Here is a 26,703-nt window from a genome sequence, read left to right as displayed (position 1 = left end):
ACATAATTTTTTTAAGCGTGAGCAACTGGTTTATTCCCATCCCGGGTTTTGCACCATTTGCCTGTTCAACGTCATTTCCTTTGCTGGAATGGGCCAGAGGTTGTGCCGTTCCGCTACGCTCAGGAAGCGCTGCAGGTAAGACGGGGCGCCTACGTCTTGCTGTATCATGTTAGCCACTTCATGCATGGCGGGCACAAATATGCCCCAGCGGATAAGGTCGTGCTTCCGCAGCCCTTCCGTATTCAGCTCTCTCAGCCGCTCCTGTTGAATGAACTGCAAAAAACTTTCTTTGGTAGCTGTGGCCGCGGCGGGCACATCCGCATCTGCCTCGGTGTAAATAGCAGCGGTAGCCGCGGCGCCGCTGCCTCCCCCGCCGCTGAAGGTAATGGCGGGCGCCGATGTATAGCTGCCCGTCAAAGCCCCTACCACCGCATCCGGCGCAAAGGTGATACCGGTCACTTTCCCGGCCGCGATCACGGCGGTAGCCTGCGCATCACTGCCCGCGCTGAAGCTCACCGTGGGCGCGCTGGTGTAACCCGCGCCGCCACTGGTAATGGTCACTGCCTTGATCCCCTTGGACCAGGCCCTGCGCCGCACCAGGTTAACGGCGCCTACCGCCTCCGCAGTAGGGCCGCTGATGGCGTTCACCGCTTCGGCATACATCAGCAGCACGTCGGCAAAACGAAGCAGCGGCCAGTTCTGCGGGCTGCTGTTGATGTTCTGCGGCGTCAGCGTTTCATATTCCCGCCGGTACTTGCCGGTGTTTACCAGGTAAACGTTGGTAGGCGTAGGCGGCGCTTCGTAGGTTTTGGCACCGCGGGGGCCGGTGGCCAGGTATTTGAAGTTGGGAATGCTCCACGGCTTGCGCAGGTCTCCCGCTTCAAAAGCATTATAGAATTTGCCGGTAATGTTGATGTACGCCGGGCAGGTACCGGTATTGGGATTGGAGGAAGCCGGCCCGTTGATGCGTGCGTTATTGCCCGCCATGGAGTACGCGTCCATCCCGTTGCCCCAAAACTCGGCCTCCCAGATGCATTCCCTAATATCATACTCGTCCCGTGCTATTTTGATGAATATGTCCGCATAGGAAGGGTTCAGCGAGTGGGAACCATCGTCTATCACCATCTTTGCCCACTTCCTGGCGGCTTCATATTTGCTTTGATCATTCAGCGGCTGCCCTGCCATATTCAGGCACACCCGCGCCAGCAGGCCTCTTACGGCAGATTTGTTGACCCTGCTGCTTTTGGCAATGGTAACCTCTTCTACCAGCGGCTCGGCCTTTTCCATGTCTGCCAGCACCTGGTCATAGGTTTCCTTGAGCGTGGCCCGTTTGGCGTCCGTACTTTCCACAGAGGCGGTTGGCGCTACGAAAATGGGCACCCCGCCAAAGTTCTGCGCCAGCAAAAACAGGTAATAGCCTCTCAGGAAAAGGGCCTGCCCACGCACCTTGTCCCGGAGGGCCTGGTCCAGCGCCGTATTTTTATCTACGTTCTGCAACAGCGTATTGGCCCGGTTAATGCCGGTGTAGCAGGCAAACCAGAAATTTTCGATGGTGGGATTGGTGGCCGTGTAATCGAACGTGAAGGGATAGTTGATGAGGGTGGAACGGTTGATGTAAGCCTCATCTCCCTCAAAACCGTTGAGATAAACCACGCCGCCCCGGTAGAGCGCGGAGTGCGAGAGTATGTTGTACACCCCGGTAAGAGCCGTTTCCAGCTCGGCGGGAGTAGTGTAATAATTGGAAGAAGAAAGAAAGTCAGACGGCTTTACGTCCAGGAAATCTTTACAGGCGCCGGCCGTTACGGCTATTATGGCCAGCAAACTACATAACTTTTTCATGCCGGTTCAGTTTAATGGTTTAGAAATTGGCGTTCAGTCCAAACATCAGGGTACGGGCCCGCGGATAGGCGGAGAAGTCAAAACCCGGTGTGAGCACGGAGTTGCGGGCAGATACCTCGGGGTCCATGCCGGAATACTTCGTCCAGGTCAATAAATTCTGCGCGGATATGCTGAAGGTCAGGTTGCTCATGCTCAGCCTCCGGATGTACCGTGCCGGCAGGCTGTATGAAAGAGACACCGTTTTCAACCGCAGGTAAGACCCATCTTCCAGCACGCGGGAAGAGTGGTACCCTATGGGCCCGTGACCGTTGGTACGGTAATTTGCATTGGTCTGGTTTTCCGGCGACCAGCGGTTCACATAACTGGCAAACTGGTTCATTTCATGCCGGCCGTTGCTGTTGCCTTCAAACGTAAGGCGGTTGGCGTTATAGATCTGGTTGCCGTAAGACCATTGCAAAAATGCGCTCAGCGTTATGCCCTTGTACGAAAAGTTGTTCATAAAACCGCCGGCATGAATAGGCTGCCCGCGGCCCATCACTACCATGTCAAGACTGTTCACCAGCCCGTCCCCGTTGATGTCTTTATACTTGACATCTCCCGGCTGAATGGCCGTTCTGCCTGTGCCGTTGGCCGGCAGTTCTTTTTTCAATACATATACACCCGGCGCCGGGCTGTCAAAATCCGCGTACTGGTACACGCCATCAAACAGGTACCCGAAAAACATGCCGGCAGGCTGGCCTATGGCAGACAGGTATAGCGGGGAAGAAAATTGTGATTCAAATGACACGGCGTTTTGCAGGAACTGCTGCCCTTCCGTCAATTCAAGAATGGTGTTTTTATTGAAGCTGATGTTGAAATTGCTTTGCCATGTAAAATCACCTTTCGAAATGTTGACGGTGTTCAGGCTCAGCTCAATGCCCTCGTTCTTCAGGCGGCCAATGTTCTTGAAAGCCGTACCAAAACCGGTGCTGGGCGGCAGGTCTGCCCGCAGCAGGAGGTCGTTGGTGATTTTGCGGTAGAGGTCTACCGTAAATTCTATCCGGTTGCGGAACAGGCCCAGGTCATACCCCAGGTTCAACTGCGCCGTACGTTCCCAGCGCAGGTCTTTATTGGCAATGTTGGCCGGGTTAATGGTGGAAGAAGGCGTGCCGTTGTTGAAAGAATACCCTTGTATGCTTTGCGTAAGGCGGTCAAACCATTCAAAGTTGCCCACCCGGTTGTTGCCCGTAATACCATAGCTGAGGCGGAGCTTGGCGTTTGACACCGCTTTCAGCGGCTGCAGGAAACTTTCTTCCTGCATGTTCCAGGCAATAGCGGCGGAAGGGAAATACCCCCAGCGGCGCTCCGGCGCAAACTTGGATGAGCCGTCTCCCCGGAAGGTGGCGGTAAGCAGGTACCTGGAGCGGTAGTTATAGTTAATACGGCCAAAAAAAGACATGAGCGTGTTGCCTTCGGACGTGGCCGTGCCGGTGTAAGGCACCCCTTCGTCCATGCCGCTGATGCCCAGGTTTTCATTAGGCAGGTTTTGCGCGGCGTAGCCGTTGGTGGCCACCCTTGTTTCCTGTGCGGAAAAACCACCTACGGCCGTGAGGCTGTGATGTTCGTTAAAGGTCTTGTTATAGGTGAGCGTATTTTCGCTGCTCCAGATATTGATCTCCGAATTGCCCACGCTGCCGTTAACGCCCCGCAGGTTGTTGGGGTTCAGGGGGCTGCCTTGCGGGGTCTTGCTGTTGTAATACCGTTCTGACTTCCTGAACTCCCCGTTGGCAATACCGCTCAGGCGCAGTACCAGGTTATCTGTAATGCTGTAGCTGAGGTATGCGTTGCCGGAAAAGACGGTAGACAGGTCTCTTGTGAAGTCGTTCTGCACGGTGATCAGGGGGTTCATGCGGATGTCTGACGGGGTGATGTTTTCCGGATCGGCTATTTCATCAGTAAGGCTCACCTCATCTCCCGAAAGCGGGCGGTAAGCCCATACCCTGAACCAGAGGTACGTGGAAATAGAACTGGAGCCGGGGTTGGACGCCACGGGCTGCCCGAACGTTTTGAGGCGGCTGTAGTTGGCGGTAAGGCCTACTTTCAGCTTTTTGCCAATGTCCTGGTCTAGCGTAAAACGTGCCTGGTAGCGTTTGAAATCAGTATTGATCACTACCCCTTTCTGATCGTACAACGATCCGCTGATAGCATACCGGGTAACATCGCTGCCCCCCCGGATAGCAATGTTGCTGATGCTCATGGGGCCTTTGCGCAGCACTTCGTTCTGCCAGTTGATGGCCGGTGTGTTGCGGTAAGATTCCAGCGTTTTACCATCTGTGAAATATTTTTCCGCCGTAATATCCGGGCGCCGCTCGTACTGGTATTTGATAAACTCGTACGGGCTCATCATCTCCATGGTTTTGGGCACTTCCTGGAAACCGTAGGATGTGTTGAATGTAATAGCGGGTTTACCGGTCTTACCTCTTTTGGTTTCGATCACCACTACGCCGTTGGCCGCCCTGGAGCCATAGATGGCGGTAGCGGAAGCGTCTTTCAGAATATTCATAGACTCTATCTCCTCCGGGTTGATGGCCGCATTTTCAGGGTTCTCTACCGGGAATCCGTCTATCACATACAGCGGCGCATTGCTTTGCGTAAGGGAGTTGGCGCCGCGTATCACAATGTTGGGCACGCCGCCGGGCTGGCCGTCGTTAGAAGATACCTGTACCCCGGCCACGCGGCCGGCCAGCGCATCTGTAAAGGAAGCAACCGGGGCTTTGGTCAGTTCCTTCATTTTTACCTGGCTCACGGAACCGGTGAGGTCTTGTTTCTTTACAGCGCCATAGCCTATTACCACTACATTGCTCAGCGTTACATCTTCTTTCTCCAGGCTCACGTCTACAATGGTTTTACCAGCCACCGGGCGTTCCTCTTTGCGGTAGCCTATAAAGGAAAATTCCAGCACGGCCCCCTCCTGCACGGAAAGGGTATATTTTCCCTGCTCGTTGGTATTGGCGCCCCGGGCGGTGCCTTTTACCATTACCCGCACACCCGGCATGGGCGTGCCTCCCGGCTGCTCACGCACGGTGCCGGTTACCGTTTTTTGTTGCTGCGCCCATAATTGCCCGGGCGCTGTTAAAAGGAACAGCATGAGCATGACACCTCCCATCCGTAATGGGATGCACCACGAAGGTTTTTGCGTAATCATATGTAATACTTTTGGTTGAGTTTTCGGGCGCGTACCCGTGTAAGCGAATAATTAAACGGTTTTTCGAATAGTAAATCCCTGGCTGAGCGTCTTTTGTTTGAGGTGAGTGTCTGTTTATTTTCCTGGTCTTTCCTGTTGCACGCAGGCCATTCACCGGCCGTATGTTCCTGTTGTTGCTTTATGGAATGCGTTTGCCTTTCTCTCCCCGCGCAAATCCTTCCCTGATCACGGCGTACTTCTCCTGTTGCGTTGCGGGGTCTTGATGGCAATAGATAAACACGCCGTCTGCATGCCGCATGCCCGCCTTCAGCACTTCTTTCACGTACCCGGGCGTAGACGCGCCCAGGCGGCTGTGCGCAGTGGCGTATATATCCAGTACTACGGGGAACGAGGCCCCGAACAATTGTTTGATGGTATCTATTTCCGCTTTTACCTGTGTGGCGTCTGCAAGACTGGCCTTTACGGATTCTGCGCGGTAGGGGAACAGCACACCGCTGAGGAAAGGCGCGTAGGCAGATGAAAAGGCCGCATTGATCTGCCGGTAATAACAGCAGGGAATGAAGGCCAGTTTGGGATTAATAGCCCTGGCCGCCGCGATGAACCTGCCAACATATTCAGGGGTGAACGCCTGCAGGTTGTGTACAAAATCATCTATGCTCCAGGTGGTGAGGGCAGGCTCTTTCAGGCTGAGCGCGGCCAGCTCTTTGGCCCAGCGTTCAAAATCGAGCCGGAAGGGTTCTGAAAAATATTTTGCATGAGGAGGAGATTCGGAGTGCGGCACCAACGTTACCCATACTGTGATACCGGCTTTGCGGGCCATGGGCAGAAAGGCCTGCAGGTCTTCCCAATCCGTTGCCCGCGTCCATATCAGCCAGTTGTACGTATTGGCGTGAATGTCTTTCAGCTCGGCCAGCAGGCGGGGCAGGTCTGCCCGGTCATTAGCGAGGCGCGGCAAGCCGCTGTAGGTGCCCCGTACAGGCTGCTGCCCTGGCCCGTTGCCCGGGCCGTTACCGGCAAAGAGAAGGTATTGGCACAGCAAAGCCAGTACCACAAGTGTTGACAAGCGTTTCATCATGACGGTATGATTTATTGGTACATTTGTCAGGTCTGGGGCGCCCAGTACGTACAGGTGCCCTCTGCTTCTACCGGCCCCTTGAACAGCAGGCACCCTCCGCATTTGGCCCCTTCCCTGGGGGGCTTGTAGAGGTTGCACAGCCTGCAGTATTTTTCGGGATCGGGAGAAGCATCTGTATATCCCAGTTTCTTCCTCGCCGCCAGGTCTTCTTCCATCAGGTGACTATAGTCCTGGCAGGAGGTCAGCTCTTCTTCCGCTTTATTTTCTTTTTTGCCGCCACCGCAGCCTGCGGCCAGCAGGCCGCCTGTGAGCAGTAGCAGACCGGATGAAAAAGTATTGCTCAGAAACGAACGGCGCGAATAATGCTGTTTTTCCATCATGCAGTGTTTTTGCACTTTCCCTTTTTTATGCGAATATTTTTCCCGGCAGTTTTACGGCCGGCGTTTTATTTTCCTGTTTCTTTCAATGACGCGGACAATTTCTCCGCGGCCGCCTTCACCTTACCGTCCGTACTTTTCTCCAGTGCCGCCAGCGCGGGGCCAAACGCCGCATCGGGAGCGGTTTTGCTTTTGCCGGCTTTCAAGCCGGTAGTTACACCGCCCAAAATGGCTACCTGGTATTTTTCACTCAATTGCAGCGCTATTCCCAACAAACGGCTCACCTCCCCTGCCGTGTTGCGCGCGGCAACGGCATGCGCAAAAGTGGTGAGATACCCGCCTTTATCTGAACGGCCCTCTTTGTTCAGCGCGCCGGAAGCCTGCAGGCGGGTCAGGAACTGCATGGAGATGCCGGCAGGGGAACTGAGTATGGCAGACTGGAACCATCTGTCTTTTGCATGTTTTTCCAATACGGCCACCAGCGCTTCCGCTGTTTTGCTTTCAGGGAACTGGCCCAGGCTTAGTGTGGCCTGAAAGGCTACCAGTGGCACCGTGTCTTCACTCAGTTTCACCAGCGCAGGCAAACACGCCGGGTAGCGCTCCGCCAGTATGGCGGCATGTTCGCGGATGCCGGGCGCCTGGTCATTCATGGCCTGCGTTACCAGCCCGCTGTTAAGCGCATCCAGCCCTTCCAGGGTGTACAATGCATGCAACCGCGCTTTTTCGCCGGCGTTGCCGGAAGTATAGAGCGCGTTGAGCATGGGAATGGCGGCGGGGTCTTTCCGTTCTACCAGCAGGCGCTGCGCATTTACACGCCACCAGCGGCTGCCGTTACCCAGCAGCGCCACCAGCTCTTCCGTTGACTTGCCGCGGAGGCCCGGCTTTACGTTGTGCCGCACGGTGGCGCCGGTGGGCACAATGCGGTAAATGCGGCCGTACTGGTTGCCCAACATAAAGTCCATATCCGTTTTCAGGTCTTCCGGGATGGACACCGGTGTTTCTATATGCTGGCGGTACATGTCTATCAGGTAAAGCCAGCCATCCGGTGCATTGGCCAGGTTCACAGGGCGGAACCAGGGGTCTGACGCGGCCAGGAACTCTCTTTTCAGCTCCTTTTCAGGCCGCCTTGCCGCAAAGAAAGGCCCATTGTGCAAGGTGTCTATCTGGTCCCGGTGTATCAGGTTGCAGGCCACTTCCGCGGTAAACACGGAGCCGTAATACTCCTGCGGGAAACCCGCGCCGTTATAATCCGTACCGCCCGATGCGCCGGTAAAATGCTCCCGCGCGTATTCTTTTCTGCCAAGGCCCTGCTCATCGTACGCCTGCTGCCGCCGGTCCGTACGCTCCTGCCGCCAGTACGGTGTTTCGCTCAACTGGTATACCACCGGCGTGTCTTTATAAATATTGGCCACGCCTCTGTAGGCCGGCAGGTAATTATGCCGGTGCAGGTAACGCCAGGGAATAGGCGCCGTTTGTATATGCAAGGTGTTCTGGGTGAAGAAGCGATGCCCGTAGTCGTCCATAGCCAGGCCGAATTGGCCCACGCCGGACTCTACTTCAAACAAACCTTTATCCAGCCGGAAACGGAAGTCTCCGCCGCCAACAGACACCGGCGGCGCATCCGGCTTGCGCATGAATTTTACCTGCCCTTTCTGCCCGTTGTTGTTGGCGTAGATCCAGTTGTCTACCCCATACCGTAGGCTGGTGATCTGGGCTTCGGAATTATCTTCAAAAAAACCGGTGAACAGCACTTCCGTACTGTCTGCCCGCCCGTCTCCATCCGTATCTTTCATAAACAATATGTCAGGCGCCGCCGTTACCAGCAGGCCCTGCCGCCAGGGCAGCATACTGGTGCCGCTGGGCAGGCCTTCGGCAAACACGATGGCGGAATCTATCCTTCCATCCCCATCCATATCTTTCAGTTGGCGTATCTTGCCCGTTCCGCGCCCCTTTTCCGGCTTGTACGGATAGTCTCCCATTTCCATCACAAAACAGTTCCCTTCTTCATCAAACACCATTTCAACGGGATCTTTCACGTAAGGCTCCGCCGCAAAAACCTCTACCTTGAAACCTTCCGCCACATCAAACGTTTTAATGGACTCTTCCGGTGACAGCGGGCCTTTGTACCGCGGCTCGTTACATGCGGCCAGCAGCGCCACGCCAATAGCTAAAAAAATACGCCTGTTCTTCATGTTGCAGTCTGTTATTATTTTTTTCATAGTGGATTCAGGAAATTTTTAAGCGAAAAGGGTTCGGTATCTTCACCAGGTCTTGGATCTCGTTGCCCCGCCAGTTAAACCGCGCCAGGGTGTAGATATTACCGTCCGCGCCAATAGCAATGGAATTGACGTATGTGGGGCGGCCGCCGTCCGGGTAGAACACAGCGCCATGGTCTTTATACGTGCCGGTAGGCAGGTGATAGGTAACCACGTGCAGGTTCTCTATGCCTTTGGCGGCTCCCTTGGCTATCTGGCTGGCCCCTGTTACCCTTTTGCCGTTCTCATACACCGGGCCGCCTGTGAGGTAATAGATGGTTTCCCCGTCAGGGCCGAGAATGAACCCCAGGTAACCGTAACTAAACTGGTCATACATCCCGCTTTTCTGGGAAAGCGAAGACGCAATGCGGTCCACGATCTCCACTTTCCTTTCAGCAGGATCAAAACGGAACAGGTAACCGGAGTTGCCATGCACGCCGTATGCTACCTTTTCAGGCGCGTACCAGAATATCTTACGCCAGTTATAGCCCATGCTGCCGGGGCGTGTGGCATCGTAAGTACCGAAGTAGTCCATCTTCAGGTCTATGCCCTCCAGCTTTTCCAGTGCGGAGGCGGCAGGGTGATAGGTAAAGATGGAACCTTCCGCGGTGGAGAAATACACGTTCCCCTTCTCCTGGTCTACGAACATGGAACGGCAGATAGTGCGGTAGTCGTCTCCCACCGTTCCGGCCTCACTGCGGGCACAGGTCAGACCGAGGTTTTTCAACTCCCCGGTTTGTATGTTGTAATGGATGAAATAACCCAATGGCCAGGTAAGTGCGTACAATTGTTTCCTTTCCTTGTCCATGGTCATGGTAATAATGCCTTCGCCCTCGGGGGCAATAGCCAGGTCTTCAAACCGGCCTGTATCCAGGTCATATGAAAGAAAATGCCCGCCGGGGTACAGTTTATAACCTTCCGGCGCATGCACGTGCAGCCGTTCCATACCGTCTATCATTTCATACACCCCTACATGCGAGGCGAAATACAGCTTACCCCCGCTTTCATGAAAACGCACGTGGCTTTTGCCTTGCGGAATAGTGGCGGCGTCTTTTTCCCCGCATATCTCCGTAAGGTCCGCCAGAAATTCCGAGCGGTCTGTAGCCGGATCGTATACATATATCTGCCCTCCCTTGTCATAAGACTCCGATGAGAGCACGTAATAAATTTTTCCATTGCTGGCTGCTGTAATGGCGTTGTAGGTGTCATGGGCCAGTCCGAACCCGGAAAAATATGGCTTTGCTGTCAGTGCTTTGTCTGTAACTGTTTCTACTGGTATCATTGCTTGATTTTTCTATAACCGGAATATTCGTTTCGCATTCTTGTACAGTATTTTGTTCAACGCCTTTTTATCCGGCGCCAGCTTCCTGACCTCGGCCAGCATACCCGCACCGGAGCAGTCTTTCAGCTCCGCTGTAACATCCAGGCAATCGCTGCCGTACATCAGCTTGTTCTGATGCTTTTTCAGGAATGCTTTTGCGTGCTCTTCATCCCGCGCAACAGCGTTAAGGCCCGAGCCGGCGGAAAGGTCTGCATACATATTGGGATAATTGCTCAGCAGGCGGTCCGTAAGGCCGCCGGGCGTGATCTTCCCTTTAGGATAGAGGCCCAGCTTATCTGTATAGCTTTTATCCACATTGGCCCACCATGTTTGTGCGTGCCCAATGAAGTTGACCTTCGGGTATTTTTCCAGCATTTTATGAAAGCGGTCAAAGCCGTAGTTGTACATGTTAAACTGCCAGTGCATCAGCACCGGTACGTTGTAAGCCTGCGCCAGCTCATAGATGCGCTGCATTTCCTTTGAATCGCAGTCCACCCCGAATTTCAGTTCGCCTATGACCACCGCGCCCAGCTTGAGGTACTTTTCAATTTCCGCGGTAGCACCAGGCAGGTCAGGTACCTCGTTAGCGCCAAACAGCAGCTCTTTGGGGTATTGCTGCACCAACTGGTAGCAGGCCTCATTGCCACCGGCCCTGGCTTGCAGCCCGTTAGACTTGCCCTCATGCGTGGAAGGCCTGCTTACCGGTGTGCCGGAAGGCAACATAATGGTGCGGGTTACGCCCAGCGCCCGCTGGTGATGCATCAGGTCCGCATCAGTGCGGCCCATATAGCTGATGTGCTGATGAATGTCTATCAACTGTTCCGCTTCCGGCTCCGGCAGCCCAGCGCCGCGCAGCTTCAGGGCCGTGCCGGCCAGCAGTATGCCTGCACCTGCAATAAATTCCCTGCGTGATAATGGCATTGTACTCATATGGATGATCGGTATTTTTTTAAAGAACAACCGGCCGGAGCGGTATTTGCGCTTCTTTGGCCAGCTTTATCACTTCCTGCAGAATGATGGTTTCCGTTTCGGGGCTCCAGGCGGTGGGCAGGCCGTACACCATGCAGGCCATGGAGCCTTCGTACCCGCCTTCCCGCAATATCCGCGAAGACGGGATGTAAGACATCACATCGTTACAATAACCCATCACAAAAACATCCAGCCCGAAGATCTCTTTCAGCCTGATGCTGTAGTCTACCACCAGTTCCCCGCCCAGCCCTATCACCGGCTGGTCTCCCAGCTTCCATACTTCTACCGGGTAGGGATAATCTTTGTCTCTCGGTTCGTTGCTTTTTACTTTGGCCAGCATGCGGGCCGCCCAGCGCCGGGGGTAGCCCTCCGGCCCGGCGGTAGCCAGCTGGGTAAGCCTGACCTCATCCGGCAGGTTGGTAAAGGGCAGGCGCACCTCTGCGTAAGCCGTGGTGATAGCGGGCGTCAGCTTCTTCATGTCTTCCTCCAATACCCTTTCTACAGCCGCAGCCAGCTCTTTGCCGTATTGTTTGGCCAGTGCTTCCGAGCCGCGGGGGAGCGGGTTCTGGTCAGCGCCGGCGCCCTGGAAAAACAACGCCGTAGCACCAGGATACGTTTTTTCCAGTTCCAGCATAGCAAAACCCGGGTAGTCTGCTGAATATTGATACCCGTTCAATACCGTTGGGTGGCAGGCATAACCGAAGGCCACCGCTTTCAGTTTTCCGGACGGTGTTTGCACTTTGATAACCGGCACAGCATAATCATTAGGGCCGTTGAGGTCTGACACCCAGGGCAGCAGGCCCGCATTATTGTTGCGGCGGTTCACCTGGAAACGCGTGACCCCGTTCTGTACATACAGTTCAGCCGGCTCAAGGTCTGCCAGCGCTTTACCGGCCAGGTCCGTCACTTTTGTTTCCAGCTCGGCGGAATATTGCTCAACAAGTTTTGCCTGATCGGGGCCGTAGAGATAGATGTCTGACAGCGCATCGCCAATTACCGGCCCGGAATGCGTGTGGGAGCTGTTAAGCATCACCTGGCTGCGCTGCAGTTTATATTTTGCCTGAATGGCGTTGCGGATGCGGTCTGAAATGGATTTGGGAAAACCCAGCAGGTCCGAGGTGATCAGCAATACCCTTTTGCCCTGCGCGTCTTCCATGGCCAGGGCCTTGGCCCATAACTCGTGCATTTTCCCTTCAGCAGGTTTGGTACGCATGGCAAAACCTGCCATCCACATGTTTTCGGTGGGCGTGATATTTACCCTGGCCGCGCCTGCCTTCCACCCGCCTTGCGCCAGCGCGGGGCAGTTGAGATAGACAAGCAGTAACATGCAAAAGAGACCTGTTCTCAATTTTTTCAATTGAAATGTGTGATGCGTACTCATATCGGGCTGATGTTTATGTTTTTGCGGCCAGCTTTATTTTGTCTGCGTTCTTTTGAATGCGGGCAATGGCCGCGGCAATATCGTCCATATCTGTTTTAGGCCCCAGCAGCATGTTTTGCGTAAACCACACGGCCTCTTTGCACAACTTTTCATTTTCCGGGCAGCGGTTGTCTGCCACGTATTTTTCGAAATTGAGCTGTTCTTTCGGGTAGGAGTTCTGATACGCTTTAGACTCAAATGCATCTTTGAGGAAAAGCTGGTTATTGAGCACCGTATACCCGCCGGAACAGGGTATGCCTTCCGCGCGCATGGCTTTCAGGAACGCTTCGCGCGGCAGGCCTTTGAACGCCGCTTCACTATACCGGAAGGGAAACAGGTGAAACGCTCCCCTTGTAACTTTATCATACAGTTTATACGGGCGCACGCCGGGGATGCCGCCGAGCTGCGACTTCAGATACGCCGCGTTGTTGTTGCGGGCAGTAGTTTCCGCATCCAGCCTTTTCAGCAACGAAAGGCCAATAGCCGCCTGGTATTCCGTGAGGCGCACCTTGGTGCCTTGCATGGTGCTGCCCGCTCCTACTACACCGGCCATGGTACCATATGGATAACCATAGTTCTGGTAAGAAAAACAACGGTCCATAAAGGCATCGTCATCACTCACCACGGCGCCGCCTTCTCCAATGGCCAGGTTTTTTGAGTTCTGGAAGCTGAAGCAGCCGGCGTTGCCGAAGGTGCCTACTTTTTTATGGCCATATTCCGCAAGGTGCGCCTGGCAAGCATCTTCTACCACTACCAGGTTATGCTTTTTTGCGATGGCCATAATACGGTCCATATCCGCCGGCAGGCCCAGGATGTGTACGGGCATGATGGCTTTGGTACGCGGGGTGATCTTTGCTTCCAGCTTGGCAGGATCTATCTGGTAGGTATCCGGGTCTATATCCACGAAGACCGGCATAGCGCCGTTGGAGAGTACCGCGGTGATGGTGGCAATGAAGGTATAAGGCGGTACCAGAATTTCATCGCCGGTTTTGATATGCAACTGGTTGAGCGCTACTACCAGGGCATTGGTGCCATTCACAACGGCAAGGCTCCTTTTTACACCCAGTGCGGCGGCCCATTCCTTTTCAAATTCTGTGACTACGCTGGCCCTTGACCAGATGCCGCTCCTGATCACGTCTACCACGCGCTGCTCATCTGTTTCCGGTTTCCAGATAGGCCATTTTGTCCAGGCGGCGCGGCGCACCGGGTCACCGCCCAATATGGCCGGCGTGGCGGCGCTGCCGTTGATGTGGAAGGTGTCTGCGGCTTTGAGGGTGCTGCCCAGCAGCAGGCCTGCCGTGAGCGCGCCTGAAGATTTCAGGAAAGAGCGGCGCGGGTTCGGAGCACCGTTTTGCGAAATATTTTTTTCCATGTATACCGGGTTTAGTATTGATAGGAATTGAGTTGCAAATTCACCTAGCCGAACACCTTCTTTTTACTGTAGTTTTTCACCACCTCTAATGATGCATAGAACATGCCATTGTCACCTCCGCCAGGGCCGGCGGATATCAATCCTGGTTGATCGTTCTTTCCGGAATCTAATGTACGCAAATTTACGGGCACGTGCCCGTAAATTTTAAAGAATTTTCAATTTTCTCTGTTTTTGACTGAACCCAGGGCAATATTTAGCCTGTTTCGTTGGATTTAAACACAATACCACAGGCGGTTTCAGTGCCATCAAGGGCACCGGAAAAAAATTTCGTACCAGGGAGGGTCACCTACTTCTCGTAGGAAGAGAAGTTTTCTTTTGTAATAATATCTATGGGCATATAGTGGACTTTTTCCAATGGGGCGGAGAACGCAATGTGCTGGTACAGCGCCATCACGCCTTTGTAAGCCTGCTGCTGGGGTTTCTGGCAGATCAGGAAATCTATGGTACGGTCATGCAGGTAGTCAATGTTCTCCTTCAGAAAATCATAGCCGATCAGTATCACCTTTTGCGGCAGCCGTTGTACATAAGCCGCCACGGCCGATACGCGGGAATTGGTCACAAAAATAACGCGGATGCTCCTGTTCCGCTGCAGCTCCCTGGAAATACCGGCCTCAATGGAAGCATGGTCCAACTGGTGAATATCCCGCTTGATGATAATGCCTTCGCGGCCATGCTCTTTATAATACGCCCTGAACCCTTCTTCCTTGCGCAACAGGTGGTGATCGTTATCTATCTCTTTTGAAATATTGACGATCAGCACCTTGTCTCCCTCCTGCAACAGGTAACTGCTGAGATGGGCCGCCAGCAGGCCGCTCTGGTAAAGGTCAGGCCCAATGTAGCTCAGGTTGCTGCGGCCGGGAATGTCCGAGTCCATCAGCACGTAAGGTATGCCCTGCGCCTCGCAGTCCTCTACAAAATGCACAGACTCCTCCATAAAGGAAGGCGCCAGCAAAACCCCATCAGGCCTTGCTTTCAGGATGGCTTTAGCCTGTTTTACAAAAGACTTCTTGTTATTCTGATTATAAAAATACTTATGCACCTTCACGCTGTACTGCATCACTTCCAATTCTGCTTCTTCAATGCCTTTCAGCGGCCCCACCCAAAAGCTGGTTTCATCAGAGCTTTCCGGAACGAGCGTGGCAATATGCACCACCTTGCGGGAGGCCAGCCGTTGCGCATGCAGGTTGGGTTGGTAATTCAGCTCCGCAATAATGGCATTGATCCTGTCACGCGTTTTGTTTGAAACGCCTTTCCGTTTATGGATCACCCGGTCTACCGTAGCGGCAGACACCCCGGCCCTTCTTGCAATTTCCTTTACACCGGAAAGTTCACCGGCATCTTTCTTATTCATAGCAGCATTTGTGCTACAATAATATAACATATCTGCGGAAAAAATGACGGGTGGCCCTGGCAGGCGCGGGCAGCACAATAAAGGATGCTCATTTCAGCCTAAGTTGTCAATTTTGTTTACATTTAAACAAACGATGTAAACCAGCACTCCCTATGAGACATTTACTCCTTTTATGCTTCCTGTGCAGTACGCTTCCCGCCTTTTCGCAAACGGACATGGCTAAACTGAGTACGGACGAAGAAGTGCTTGTTTATGTGAAAGACATAGCGCTCCGGCAGCGGCTTTACTGGAACAATATCGACTTTGACCAGCTTGCAGTATTTAAGGAAAGGGGATACCTCCCGGAAGATCTTGCTTTTGGCGAAACCGTTTCCCGCACAAAATGGCTGCTGCATGATTTTAACGGAGACGGGAAAAAAGACCTCCTTTTCAACGGCCGCCTCATGCGCTTTCAAAATGCTGTGGTAGCATTCATCAGCACCGGAGACACGCTGACCCACACGCTCGTTAGCGGTGCGTTCAGCATATTTCCTCATAGCATTGCCATAGTGGAAAAAGATGGCCGGCAGTTGCTCGAATACGGGCAGATAGAGAATAACCCAGGCAGATCCTGGCGTGAAAGTTACATGAAGGATACACTCGCCTTTCAATTGGGCGATTTCATGGAGTACAGGCCTATGGCTGACCATGCTTTGAAATTCGACGCTGTTACCTACCACTCCTCTTCCTCCTGGACGGGCAACAGAACACCATTTATCCGCATTTACGCCGATGGCCGCTTTCAATACACCATGCTGCGCATTGTAAAAGAAAAAGACCAGGCAGTGATGGTGCAAGACGCTTTTTCCGCCCACCTTACCACTGCGCAAGTGGAAGAGCTGCAACAGGTGCTACGCGCCGCGGCATTTCATACGTTGGCTGATCAATACAGCCTGAAGAATGTGTATGACCTGGCTACAGCTCACACCACGGTTTATTTCAACAACGGCGGCAGCAAAAGCATCACGGATTACGGCATGGAAGGCACCTACGGCCTGCGTATGTTATACAAGCGCATACTTGCGTTAAAGGCTGCTGTTAAATGGGAACTGGTGAGTACAAGTAAGGTGAAACAATAATTGTTAATGGTGATTACGGTGTTTTTTTCTTCACTCATTTTGTATGAACGCAAGGAAAAGATATTGATCCAAGATATTACAACCCAGTCTATTTGCCGCATCAAAAAGCCCGCTGTAACTTTCGTTTGCAGCGGGCCTGAGTGTTGTTGCCCCACCTGGATTCGAACCAAGACAAACAGAACCAAAATCTGTCGTACTACCATTATACTATGGGGCAATCGTTTGTTGGGATTGCAAAAGTATACTTTTTTTCATTTCTGCAAAAAAATCTTGCTCTTTTTTTACCAAAACCGGCTCAATCCCTTACCCCGCCAGTATTTCACGCACGCGCTCCACCACGCGTTCCGGGGCCAGCTGTTCCATGCAGGCATGGTCCCCGCGGAAACAGGGCTTGTTCCCGAACACAGAACAGGGCCGGCAATAAAGGTCTATCTGCACCGCGTTCTCTTCCGGCTGCCCAAAGCCCATGAAGCCTGCAAAGGGATGCGTGGCGCCCCATACGGACACCACCGGCACGCCGAACAGCGAGGCCAGGTGCATATTGGCGGAGTCCATGCTCACCATGACATGAAGATGGCTGATGATCTCCAGCTCCTGCTGCAGGTGATGGCGGCCGGCTACAACCCTGAGCGCGGGATATTTTTCAGCCAGCTGCTGCAGCTGCTCCACCTCATGGTGGCCGCCGCCGAACAGGAGGATGTCTGCCGCCTCTTTTTCCAGCAACTGGCGTATTACCTCCTCCATTTTAGCCAATGGATATGTTTTCTCTTTATATGTTGCAAAGGGTGCTATACCTATCTGTTTACGGGCGGGCAAATGGCGGGGAACAGGTGCCGCAACGGCCGTTTGAAGGCCTAGCTCGGCAAATACCCTGCGGTACCGGGAAATAGTGGTTTCCAGCGGTTTCAGCACCTTGTTTTCCTTCCGGGTCAGTTCTTTCTTCCCTTTGCGCCCCTTGTCTATAACAGCCACGGGAATGCCCAAAAAACGGTAAAAGGAACGTACGATCCGGGAGCGCAATACATGATGAAGGTCAGCCACGGCGCTGATGGCGGGATGATCCCTGCGCAGGGCCGCAAAGAGCTTGTAGAGGCCAGGTACGCCCTTGTGCGCGCCTTTCAGGTCTGCCGGGTAAAATATCAGCCGGGGAATGCCTTCACACAGGGCGCCCCAGTTCTTATTGGTTACAAAAACGATGGTCAGCTCCGGGTCGGCGGCCAGCACTTCCTTCATCACAGGAATGGTCATGGCCACGTCTCCCATAGCCGAAAAGCGGATGGCCAGGATGGTGTGCGAATTACGGCTTTTGGCCATATAACACCGGGTTGAGCGAAGGATCGTTGTACATCTTCATCTGCTTGTACACTTTCATGTATTTGCGGCCCTGGAGGATGTCTTCCAGCAGCGCTTCAATAGCGGCAGAAAGGTCCCGCTGCTGCTCCAGCAGAATATTCAGCTTACCCTGGCAGGCACGGCGGTGTTCTTCGGTGGCATCCTTGCGGGTGGCCTCCTCACGCATGTGGTAAATTTTCAGGCTGAGGATAGAAAGGCGGTCTATGGCCCAGGCCGGGCTTTCTGTATTGATGGCGGCACCAGGCTGGGGCGTCACATCTTTGTATTTGTCAAGGAAATAACTGTCTATATACTCCACCATGTCGGTACGCTCCTGGTTGGAGCGGTCTATCCAGCGTTTGAGCCCCAGGGCTGCTACCGGGTCTATCTCCGGGTTGCGGATCACGTCTTCAAGGTGCCACTGCACCGTATCTATCCAGTTCTTGGCATACAGCAAATGCTCTATGGCGTTTTTTTCATACGGGTTTTCAATAGCCCGGTGAATATCATCATAGCGGTGATAATCAGCGATGCTCTGGTCAAAAATGCGGATGCAAAGTGCGGTAAACATGCAGCAAATGTAATCAACTTAGCATTTTGATCCATGAAAGGCAAAAAAAAGCACATCGTAGATACAATGTGCCGGGCATAAATCATGTGAATGTTCGAGAATGCAATTGTGTAGGCTCTTAATGGTCCTCTAAAAAGTGGGCTTTTTCATAATCATTAGCAGCTTGAATTAATTTTTTGAACATGCCTGTTATCAGCTTGTTGGTGACGACAGCAACAAGCCAATAACAAAGCATGATCAATATAATTTTCTGGAAAACCGTGGTGCAGATTTTCCGTGTCTTATCTGGTTATATCTTCTCTACAGGTATTGTTTTTCGGGTTACACGCCGCAGTTTCACTGTTATGCATTAGTCAAGACTAAATTGGCATTGCGCTCCTTACTTCCCGGAGGCTTGTATAAAGTTAGTACGCGCTGCTGCCACAGTTTTGCAGTGAGGCATTTTTTAAAAAATTTCAAAACCGGTTTTGCAAACACCTGTAAACCCGGTATTTAAACGTTCAGCAGCCTAACGCCACCGGCCATACGAATAAGAAAAGCCCCGTTGCCGGGGCTTTTGCCGTTATTTTTTTCTTAATGCAATGAAATACAAGGGGATGCCCAGCAAAATAATGCCGAGGCCCGGTATAGCGTACTGCCATTCATATTTCAGCAGCAGCAGCGCCAGCGCGGAAGCTACCAGTATATACAGCGCCGGCAGCACCGGGTAACCGAAGGCCTTGTAACTGCGGGGCATTTCAGGCCGTGTTCTGCGCAATACAAAAATGCCCAGTATGGTGATCACGTAAAATACCAGCACACCGAATATCACCATGGCCAGCAGATCGTTATAACGGCCGCTCAGGCAAAGCAGGCTGGCCCATACGCACTGTACCCACAGGCCATAACCGGGTACGTTGAACTGGTTCAGGTCTCCGGCTTTTTTGAAGAAAAGGCCGTCTTTTGCCATTGTGTAGTAAATGCGCGCGCCGGAAAGAATAAGGCCGTTATTGCAGCCAAAGGTGGAAATAATGATCATCACCGCAATGGTCACCGCGCCAATGCCCGCGCCAAATATGCGTTCGGCGGCGGCTACGCCCACCCTGTCCTGCGCGGCAAAAGCGATCTCATTGAAAGGCAGCACCGCCAGGTACATGAGGTTGGCGGCCACGTAAATAATGGTTACAATAAAAGTACCGAGGAACAGCGCCCGGCCAATATTCTTTTGCGGGTTCCTGATCTCGCCGGCAATGAAGGTCACGTTGTTCCAGGCATCGCTGGAAAAGAGCGTGCCTTTCATGGATACGGCTATGGCGCCGAAAAAAGCAAGACTGGTCAATGCGGTGGAAATCACTTCCCCGTTGTCTGTCATGTGAAGGCTGGAGCTAGCCCAGGCGCTGGCCCAGTTGGCATTCCATATCTCCGCCTTTGCGCCCACCAGCAGGCCGAAAATGATCAGGCCAAAGAGGGAAAACAATTTGGTAAAGGTAAATACGGTCTGGATGATCTTCCCGTTTTTCACCCCTTTTGTATTGATATAGGTGAGCACAATGATGGAAGCAATGGCTACCAGTTGCGCAACAGACAGTTTGAACGCCCCGATTGACAACAATACGTTATTTTCTCCCAGCTCCGGCGCCAGGTAACCAACGTATTTGGCAAAGGCCATGGCCACAGCCGCAATGGTACCGGTCTGTATCACACCAAACTGCGTCCAGCCGAAAAGAAAGGCAATAAACGGGTTATAGGCTTCGCGGAGGTATACGTACTGGCCCCCGGCCTTGGGAAACATGCCAGACAGCTCACCGTAGCTGAGCGCAGCTATCAGCGTTACCACACCGGCCAACACCCACATGGCCATCATCCACCCGGCGGAGCCCATGGAACGGGCTACTTCCGCAGAAACAATAAAAATACCGGACCCGATCATGGACCCGGCAACGATCATGGTGGCGTCCACCAGGCTGAGGCTTGGTTTAAAGGCGTTTTCTTGGTTAGCTGACATGGTAGCGGTTGATATAGTGGTTGATAAAAAAATCCCGGCTGTTCAGGCCGGGATTAAATTTAATATATTTCAGCATTCCTGCACTATTTTTTAGCGGGAGTGGCAGCGTTCAGTTCCTTGATCACGTCTTTGGTAATATCGTACGCCTCGTCTTTATATAAAATGTTGCTGGCGCCGGCGCGGTAGGAGAAAATGAAAGAATAACGCTTGTCTGCATTGTATTTCTTGATGCTCTCGTCCAGGCGCTTCTGCAGGTCTTCATTGAACTGCGCTTCCTGCGTCTGCAACTGCGCATATTTATTCTGGCGGTCCAGCTCATGCTGCTGGGCCTTTTTCTGCAGGCTGGCTTCCGCTGCCTGGCCTTCGGCCTGCGTCATGGTGGGGGCCTTCTGCTGCAATGCGTACAGTTCGTTCTGCAACTGGCGCTCACGACCGCTGATCTCGTTCTGGGCGGCCTCTTTCTTTTTCTCCAGTTCCGCTTTCTTTTCCTTGAAATAATCGTAGTGCGCTTCAAGTGAGTCAATATCTACGTATGCCAGCCGTTGTTCAATGCCGTTGCCCGACTGCGCTGAAGAGTCAGCGCCATTTGCAGCGGCAGGTTTATTACCCTGTTGGCAGGCAGCAAATATTCCGGCTACCGCCGCCAGGATGAGTCCGTTTTTCACAAAAAATTGACGAGTGTACATGTTGATCGGTAGATTTTTTAACTCTGAATGATTAGAAATGAATAGTTGTGGCGGCTAAAATAAGGTTTTTGGGATATAAAAAAACGTTAAAATGGAAATGGGGGTAAAATGTTGGCGGGAGGGGAAAACAAGGATGAGAGCGGGTGTTGGAAGGACCATCACCCGCTCCCAGGTAATTATTTCACTTTTTCAAGTGCTATTTCAGGCTCGTCTGTAGTCAGGAAGTCTGCCCCGGCAGCCAGGTAGGTCTCCATCTGCTTGGGATCGTTCACCGTCCAGATATTCACGGTTACCTTGTGTTTGCGGGCTTCCTTGAAGATATTCATGTCTTTGTCAATGATCTTCCAGTTATAATCAAAACCCCAGATCTTGTCTGCCGCCAGCTCCGCGGGCGATTTTTCGCCGTTCAGGTAGGCTACCTGGGCAAAAGGATCTATGGCCACCACTTTCTTGCAGATGTCATAGTCAAAGCTGATGTACAGCATCCAGCCTTCGCATTTGTACTTGCGGATCAGGTCCATGCAGGTCTGCGCCAGCTGCTGGCCCCGCTCCTTGCTTATTCTTGAGGGTTTCAGCTCCAGCACCAGTTTGGTGATATTCTGCTTCATGCCTTCCTGGATGTATTCTTCAAAAGTAGGCACCACTTCCCCGTTTTTCAGCTCCACCTTTTTCAGTTCGGCCAGCGTAGTCTCTTCTACCACCTTACCGCCGATGTGCGGGTCATGAGAGAGTACCGGCACGCCGTCAGAGGAGAGCCATACGTCAAACTCGGAGCCCTGGCAGCCCAGGCGCACGGCATCGCGGAAGGAAGTGAGGGAGTTCTGGCTGCCGTCATGATGTTTCCAGGCGCCGCGGTGGGCCACCACCTTGTTACGGCTGAAGTTGTCCTTCACCAGGATGAACCCTTCCTGCCCTGCCGGGGTAGATACCGTGATGGCATATTTGAAAGCCGGGTCTTCCTTTACCAGGGAAGCCTTCTTCTTCAGCCGTATTTCGCCCTTTTTGCTGATGGTAAACAGCCCGGAGGTGTCTTCCACCAGCCTGGCAGACCTGGAGGGCTTGCCGCCCTCAAAAAGCTGCCCTACAAGGGCGCCCGTTTTGCCTACGGGAACGGTATGGTTGTTCAGTTGTACAACCTGGGCATGTGCTGCTACTGCAACCAGCATGGCGGGCATCATAAAGAGACTTTTCGTAAGTCGATAACGTAGACGCATGGTATTATGTTTTCTAATATTTTTTAACGGGAAGATGTTACGGTTTATTTTCATAAACTTTCATATCGGTTACATAATCTTACAAAATACGGCCTTCCTTCAGAAAATCAAAATCGAAGCAGGGGCACGGGGATTAATTTCTTATTAAAAAATGAGGAGCGGCAAGAGGGGCCCTTCCCCAAAACAAAAAGGGGAGCTTTACGCTCCCCTTTTCCTATCAATTGGTCAAAATAATGCCTATTCTTCTTCGTCAAACTGGAACACCTCTTTGGAAGACGCCAGGATGTCGTATTCTTCCTTGGAACCTACGATCATGTTCTCGAACTCCCTCAGACCGGTACCGGCCGGTATCAGGTGGCCGGTGATCACGTTCTCTTTCAGGCCCAGCATGTCATCAGACTTGCCGTTGATGGCAGCGGAAGACAGTACTTTGGTGGTTTCCTGGAAGGATGCGGCAGAGATCCAGCTGTGCGTACCCAATGATGCTTTGGTAATACCCAGCAGCAGCGGGCTTGACGTAGCAGACTCCGCATCGCGGTATTCCACGAGCTTTTTGTCTGCACGGCGCAGGACGGAGTTTTCTTCACGCACCTGGCGGAGGGTCACGATCTGACCGGCTTTCATATTGGCAGATTCGCCGGCTTCTGTAACCACTTTCTTGTCAAAGATCTGGTCGTTCTCTTCAAAGAACTCGAACTTGTCCGTAGTATCACCTTCCAGGAAGCGGGTATCTCCCGGATCTTCGATGGTTACTTTCCGCATCATCTGGCGAACGATCACTTCAATGTGCTTGTCGTTGATCTTCACACCCTGCAGGCGGTATACCTCCTGGATCTCGTTCACCAGGTATTCCTGTACGGCAAACGGCCCTTTGATGGAGAGGATATCTGCCGGGGTAATGGAACCGTCAGACAAGGCGGTACCTGCTTTCACAAAGTCACCGTCCTGTACCAGGATGTGGCGGGTCAGCGGCACCAGGTATTTCTTGATCTGGCTTTCGCGGCTTTCGATGATGATCTCGCGGTTACCGCGTTTGATATTACCGAAGGCTACTACACCGTCAATTTCGGACACAATAGCGGGGTTGCTCGGGTTACGGGCCTCAAACAGTTCCGTTACACGCGGCAGACCACCGGTAATGTCTCTCAGCTTGCCGATCACGCGGGGGATCTTCACGATCACCTGGCCGGCCCTTACGCTGTCTCCTTCTTCAATTACGATGTGAGAGCCAACGGGCAGGTTGTATGACTTGGCTTCCTTGTTACCATCTACGATAACAGAAGGGATCTTGTTCTTGTCTTTGGTCTCGATCACCACTTTCTCGCGGTGGCCGGTCTGTTCGTCCGCTTCTTCGCGGTAGGTAATGCCTTCCACAATGCTGTCAAAGCGGGTAGTACCGGAAATTTCGGACACGATAACGGCGTTGAAGGGGTCCCATGTGCAGATCACGTCGCCTTTGGTCACTTTCTGGCCGTCTTTTACGCTCAGGGTAGAACCGTAAGGCACGTTGTTGGTGATCAGCAGGCGGTCGTTCTTCACGTCCATGATCCTCAGCTCGCCGGTACGGCCAATTACCACCTGTACTTTCTCGCCTTCGGCGTTTTCGAAGGTGGTGGTACGCAGGCCGTCAAACTGTACGGTACCGTCAAACTTGGCGGTGAGGGTAGATTCTACTGAAGCGGAACCGGCCACACCACCTACGTGGAAGGTACGCAGTGTAAGCTGGGTACCCGGCTCACCAATAGACTGTGCGGCAATAATGCCCACGGCATCCCCACGCTGTGCGGTATAACCGGTTGCCAGGTTTTTACCGTAGCACCTTACACACACGCCTCTGCGGCTTTCGCAGGTCAGTACGGAACGGATCTCAACGGTTTCTATGGTGCTGTCTTCAATACGTTTGGCAATTTCTTCCGTGATCTGCTCTCCCGCGGCCACCAGCATTTCTTCAGAAACGGGGTCGAACACATCGTGCAGGGAAGTACGTCCGAGGATACGGTCGTACAGCGGTTCTACCACCTCCTCATTGTCTTTCAGCGCTGAGGTAGCAATGCCGCGGAGGGTACCGCAATCTTCTTCGGTGATCACCACGTCCTGGGCCACGTCTACCAGACGGCGGGTCAGGTAACCGGCATCGGCCGTTTTCAGGGCCGTATCCGCCAGACCTTTACGGGCACCGTGCGTGGAGATGAAGTATTCCAGTACGTTCAGGCCGTCTTTGAAGTTGGAAAGGATCGGGTTCTCAATGATCTCGGAGCCGGTGGAACCGCTCTTACGCGGTTTGGCCATCAGGCCTCTCAGCCCTGCCAGCTGCTTGATCTGCTGTTTGGAACCACGGGCGCCGGAATCCAGCATCATGTACACGGAGTTGAAACCTTGCTTGTCTGTTGCCAGCTCGCGGATCAGGGTTTCGGTCACTTTCGTGTCCACACGGCTCCAGATGTCGATGATCTGGTTGTACCGCTCGTTGTTGGTGATCAGACCCATGTTGTAGTTATCCCACACTTCATCCACCTCGCCGGAAGCTCCGTCAATCATGAGCTGCTTGGCGTCAGGGATGATCAGGTCATTGATATTGAAAGACAGACCGCCGCGGAAGGCCGTACGGAAACCAAGTTGCTTGATATCGTCCAGGAACTTCGCAGTTTTCGGAATGTCTGTTGCTTTAATGATGTCTCCAATGATCTCACGCAGTGATTTCTTGGTGAGCAGGGCATTTACGAAGCCTGCTTCACGCGGTACGAACTGGTTGAAGATCACGCGGCCTACCGTGGTTTCGATCAGTTTGCGCTCCAGGGTACCGTTAGCCAGGCGTACATCAGCTTTAACACGGATGTTGGCATGCAGGTCTACACGGCCTTCGTTATGCGCAATGATCACCTCTTCCGCGGAGTAGAAGGCTTTGCCCTCTCCTTTTACGATTTCGGTATCGGTAGATTTTTTACCCTTGGAAATGTAGTACAGGCCGAGTACCATGTCTTGTGAAGGCAGGGTGATGGGCGTACCGTTCTGCGGGTTGAGGATGTTGTGTGAAGACAGCATCAGCAGCTGTGCTTCCAGTATGGCCGCGTTGCTCAGCGGTACGTGTACCGCCATCTGGTCACCGTCAAAGTCGGCGTTGAACGCGGAGCACACCAGCGGGTGCAGCTGGATGGCCTTACCTTCCACCAGTTTGGGCTGGAACGCCTGGATGGAGAGACGGTGCAGCGTAGGAGCACGGTTGAGCATCACGGGGTGCCCTTTCAGTACGTTTTCCAGGATGTCCCATACCACGGCTTCTTTCCGGTCTACCAGCTTTTTGGCTGATTTCACCGTCTTAACGATGCCTCTTTCTATGAGTTTACGGATAATGAACGGTTTGAACAGCTCCGCCGCCATGTCTTTCGGCAGACCGCATTCGTGCAGTTTCAGCTCGGGGCCTACCACAATTACGGAACGGCCGGAATAGTCCACACGTTTACCGAGCAGGTTCTGACGGAAACGGCCTTGTTTACCTTTCAGCACGTCGGAGAGCGATTTCAGCGCACGGCCGCCTTCCGCTTTCACGGCATTGGATTTCCTGGAGTTGTCGAACAGGGAATCCACCGCTTCCTGCAGCATACGTTTTTCGTTACGCAAGATCACTTCGGGCGCCTTGATCTCTATCAGGCGTTTCAGACGGTTGTTACGGATAATTACCCGGCGGTACAGGTCGTTCAGGTCGGAAGACGCAAAACGGCCGCCGTCCAGGGGCACCAGCGGGCGCAGTTCCGGCGGAACAACGGGGATGTATTGCATCACCATCCATTCCGGGCGGTTGTCTACACGGCCATTGGCGTCACGGAACGCTTCCACCACGCTCAAACGCTTCAACGCTTCCGCCTTACGTTGCTGGGAAGTTTCAGTGGCCGCCTGGTTGCGGAGCTGGTAAGAGAGGCCGTCCAGGTCTATGCGGGCCAGCATCATCTCTACCGCTTCAGCGCCCATTTTGGCAATGAACTTGTTCGGGTCTTCGTCAGGCAGCAGCTGGTTGTCTTTCGGAAGCGTGTCAAGGATGTCCAGGTACTCTTCTTCCGTCAGCAGATCGCCGTAGTTCAGTCCCTTTTCCTGTTTGATGCCGCTCTGGATCACCACATACCTTTCGTAGTATACGATGGTTTCCAGTTTTTTGGACGACATGCCCAGGAGGTAACCGATTTTATTGGGTAATGATTTGAAATACCAAATATGTACAACGGGCACAACCAGGCGGATGTGGCCCATTCTTTCACGACGCACCTTCTTCTCTGTAACCTCTACCCCACAGCGGTCGCACACAATGCCTTTATAACGGATACGTTTGTATTTTCCGCAATAGCATTCGTAATCCTTTACAGGACCGAATATCCTTTCGCAGAACAAACCATCACGTTCCGGTTTGTAAGTACGGTAGTTGATGGTTTCGGGTTTCAGCACTTCGCCATAAGAACGCTCCAGGATGGTGTCCGGTGAAGCAAGACTGATGGTAATGCTGCTAAAATTTGATTTAGGACGATTTTCTTTTTTGATGGCCATTGTATGTTATTTAAAGAAAATTCATTGGAAATGATGCATGGT

The 26,703-nt window shown here is 53.0% G+C and carries 17 protein-coding genes and 1 tRNA gene; 1 reads left to right on the top strand and 17 read right to left on the bottom strand.

Annotation, left to right across the window (positions count from 1 at the left end; translation table 11 throughout):
- Positions 1-30: 30 nt before the first annotated feature.
- The 10 genes from D3A97_RS12630 to D3A97_RS12585 form a co-directional block, all read right to left on the bottom strand.
- Positions 31-1,839, bottom strand: a complete 1,809-nt coding sequence (locus D3A97_RS12630; protein WP_119078855.1) for a RagB/SusD family nutrient uptake outer membrane protein — start codon at positions 1,837-1,839, stop codon at positions 31-33.
- A 19-nt stretch (positions 1,840-1,858) separates the two neighbouring features.
- The gene (locus D3A97_RS12625; protein ID WP_232825953.1) at positions 1,859-5,023 is read right to left on the bottom strand and encodes a SusC/RagA family TonB-linked outer membrane protein; all 3,165 of its coding nucleotides are present in this window, start codon (positions 5,021-5,023) and stop codon (positions 1,859-1,861) included.
- 178 nt (positions 5,024-5,201) lie between these two features.
- Positions 5,202-6,098, bottom strand: a complete 897-nt coding sequence (locus D3A97_RS12620; RefSeq protein WP_119078853.1) for a hypothetical protein — start codon at positions 6,096-6,098, stop codon at positions 5,202-5,204.
- 26 nt (positions 6,099-6,124) lie between these two features.
- Positions 6,125-6,475, bottom strand: coding sequence for a high-potential iron-sulfur protein (locus D3A97_RS12615; protein ID WP_157986514.1), 351 nt, complete (start codon positions 6,473-6,475; stop codon positions 6,125-6,127).
- 68 nt (positions 6,476-6,543) lie between these two features.
- Entirely contained in the window at positions 6,544-8,694 is a 2,151-nt protein-coding gene (locus D3A97_RS12610; RefSeq protein ID WP_119078851.1) for a PVC-type heme-binding CxxCH protein, read from the bottom strand.
- A 7-nt stretch (positions 8,695-8,701) separates the two neighbouring features.
- Complete coding sequence (locus D3A97_RS12605) at positions 8,702-10,012, bottom strand: ligand-binding sensor domain-containing protein (RefSeq protein WP_119078850.1); 1,311 nt, start codon at positions 10,010-10,012, stop codon at positions 8,702-8,704.
- 12 nt (positions 10,013-10,024) lie between these two features.
- A complete protein-coding gene (locus tag D3A97_RS12600) occupies positions 10,025-10,981 on the bottom strand; it encodes an amidohydrolase family protein (protein WP_119078849.1) in 957 nt (318 codons plus the stop codon).
- 19 nt (positions 10,982-11,000) lie between these two features.
- Positions 11,001-12,347, bottom strand: a complete 1,347-nt coding sequence (locus D3A97_RS12595) for a neutral/alkaline non-lysosomal ceramidase N-terminal domain-containing protein (RefSeq protein WP_119078848.1) — start codon at positions 12,345-12,347, stop codon at positions 11,001-11,003.
- Between the two features lie 67 nt (positions 12,348-12,414).
- Positions 12,415-13,812 (bottom strand): aminotransferase class I/II-fold pyridoxal phosphate-dependent enzyme, encoded by a 1,398-nt coding sequence (locus D3A97_RS12590; RefSeq protein ID WP_119078847.1) that lies wholly within the window; start codon positions 13,810-13,812, stop codon positions 12,415-12,417.
- A 346-nt stretch (positions 13,813-14,158) separates the two neighbouring features.
- Positions 14,159-15,223 (bottom strand): LacI family DNA-binding transcriptional regulator, encoded by a 1,065-nt coding sequence (locus D3A97_RS12585; RefSeq protein WP_119078846.1) that lies wholly within the window; start codon positions 15,221-15,223, stop codon positions 14,159-14,161.
- A gap of 152 nt (positions 15,224-15,375) precedes the next feature.
- Between D3A97_RS12585 and D3A97_RS12580 the strand changes: the two genes are divergently transcribed.
- Complete coding sequence (locus tag D3A97_RS12580) at positions 15,376-16,341, top strand: DUF6438 domain-containing protein (protein WP_157986513.1); 966 nt, start codon at positions 15,376-15,378, stop codon at positions 16,339-16,341.
- Between the two features lie 146 nt (positions 16,342-16,487).
- On the opposite strand, the gene D3A97_RS12575 is transcribed toward D3A97_RS12580, so the two are convergent.
- The 7 genes from D3A97_RS12575 to rpoC all read right to left on the bottom strand — a co-directional run bounded on the left by D3A97_RS12575 (position 16,488) and on the right by rpoC (position 26,661).
- A tRNA-Gln gene (locus tag D3A97_RS12575) sits at positions 16,488-16,558 on the bottom strand.
- An 86-nt stretch (positions 16,559-16,644) separates the two neighbouring features.
- Complete coding sequence (locus D3A97_RS12570) at positions 16,645-17,655, bottom strand: glycosyltransferase family 9 protein (protein WP_119078844.1); 1,011 nt, start codon at positions 17,653-17,655, stop codon at positions 16,645-16,647.
- Positions 17,639-18,244 (bottom strand): DUF4254 domain-containing protein, encoded by a 606-nt coding sequence (locus D3A97_RS12565; RefSeq protein WP_119078843.1) that lies wholly within the window; start codon positions 18,242-18,244, stop codon positions 17,639-17,641. The genes D3A97_RS12570 and D3A97_RS12565 overlap by 17 nt, the downstream gene beginning before the upstream one ends.
- 562 nt (positions 18,245-18,806) lie before the next feature.
- Entirely contained in the window at positions 18,807-20,228 is a 1,422-nt protein-coding gene (locus D3A97_RS12560; RefSeq protein WP_119078842.1) for an APC family permease, read from the bottom strand.
- Between the two features lie 83 nt (positions 20,229-20,311).
- Complete coding sequence (locus tag D3A97_RS12555) at positions 20,312-20,914, bottom strand: OmpH/Skp family outer membrane protein (RefSeq protein WP_119078841.1); 603 nt, start codon at positions 20,912-20,914, stop codon at positions 20,312-20,314.
- A gap of 176 nt (positions 20,915-21,090) precedes the next feature.
- On the bottom strand, positions 21,091-22,128 hold the full coding sequence (locus D3A97_RS12550) for a glycerophosphodiester phosphodiesterase (protein WP_157986512.1): 1,038 nt from the start codon (positions 22,126-22,128) through the stop codon (positions 21,091-21,093).
- A gap of 237 nt (positions 22,129-22,365) precedes the next feature.
- Positions 22,366-26,661, bottom strand: a complete 4,296-nt coding sequence (rpoC, locus tag D3A97_RS12545; protein ID WP_119078839.1) for a DNA-directed RNA polymerase subunit beta' — start codon at positions 26,659-26,661, stop codon at positions 22,366-22,368.
- Between the last annotated feature and the right edge of the window lie 42 nt (positions 26,662-26,703).

The sequence above is a fragment of the Chitinophaga alhagiae genome, assembly GCF_003568665.1.
Taxonomy (GTDB): domain Bacteria; phylum Bacteroidota; class Bacteroidia; order Chitinophagales; family Chitinophagaceae; genus Chitinophaga; species Chitinophaga alhagiae.
The sequence above is the reverse complement of the archived record's forward strand: the minus strand, read 5'-3'. Positions and strand labels throughout refer to the sequence as shown.

Coding starts and splice junctions, on each gene's coding strand:
- D3A97_RS12570 (WP_119078844.1), bottom strand. CDS start 17,655: ATGGCCAAAAGCCGTAATTCGCACACCATCCTGGCCATCCGCTTTTCG.
- D3A97_RS12565 (WP_119078843.1), bottom strand. CDS start 18,244: ATGTTTACCGCACTTTGCATCCGCATTTTTGACCAGAGCATCGCTGAT.
- D3A97_RS12610 (WP_119078851.1), bottom strand. CDS start 8,694: ATGAAAAAAATAATAACAGACTGCAACATGAAGAACAGGCGTATTTTT.
- D3A97_RS12580 (WP_157986513.1), top strand. CDS start 15,376: ATGAGACATTTACTCCTTTTATGCTTCCTGTGCAGTACGCTTCCCGCC.
- D3A97_RS12590 (WP_119078847.1), bottom strand. CDS start 13,812: ATGGAAAAAAATATTTCGCAAAACGGTGCTCCGAACCCGCGCCGCTCT.
- rpoC (WP_119078839.1), bottom strand. CDS start 26,661: ATGGCCATCAAAAAAGAAAATCGTCCTAAATCAAATTTTAGCAGCATT.
- D3A97_RS12600 (WP_119078849.1), bottom strand. CDS start 10,981: ATGAGTACAATGCCATTATCACGCAGGGAATTTATTGCAGGTGCAGGC.
- D3A97_RS12630 (WP_119078855.1), bottom strand. CDS start 1,839: ATGAAAAAGTTATGTAGTTTGCTGGCCATAATAGCCGTAACGGCCGGC.
- D3A97_RS12595 (WP_119078848.1), bottom strand. CDS start 12,347: ATGTTACTGCTTGTCTATCTCAACTGCCCCGCGCTGGCGCAAGGCGGG.
- D3A97_RS12615 (WP_157986514.1), bottom strand. CDS start 6,475: ATGGAAAAACAGCATTATTCGCGCCGTTCGTTTCTGAGCAATACTTTT.
- D3A97_RS12625 (WP_232825953.1), bottom strand. CDS start 5,023: ATGATTACGCAAAAACCTTCGTGGTGCATCCCATTACGGATGGGAGGT.
- D3A97_RS12585 (WP_119078846.1), bottom strand. CDS start 15,223: ATGAATAAGAAAGATGCCGGTGAACTTTCCGGTGTAAAGGAAATTGCA.
- D3A97_RS12605 (WP_119078850.1), bottom strand. CDS start 10,012: ATGATACCAGTAGAAACAGTTACAGACAAAGCACTGACAGCAAAGCCA.
- D3A97_RS12560 (WP_119078842.1), bottom strand. CDS start 20,228: ATGTCAGCTAACCAAGAAAACGCCTTTAAACCAAGCCTCAGCCTGGTG.
- D3A97_RS12620 (WP_119078853.1), bottom strand. CDS start 6,098: ATGATGAAACGCTTGTCAACACTTGTGGTACTGGCTTTGCTGTGCCAA.
- D3A97_RS12555 (WP_119078841.1), bottom strand. CDS start 20,914: ATGTACACTCGTCAATTTTTTGTGAAAAACGGACTCATCCTGGCGGCG.
- D3A97_RS12550 (WP_157986512.1), bottom strand. CDS start 22,128: ATGCGTCTACGTTATCGACTTACGAAAAGTCTCTTTATGATGCCCGCC.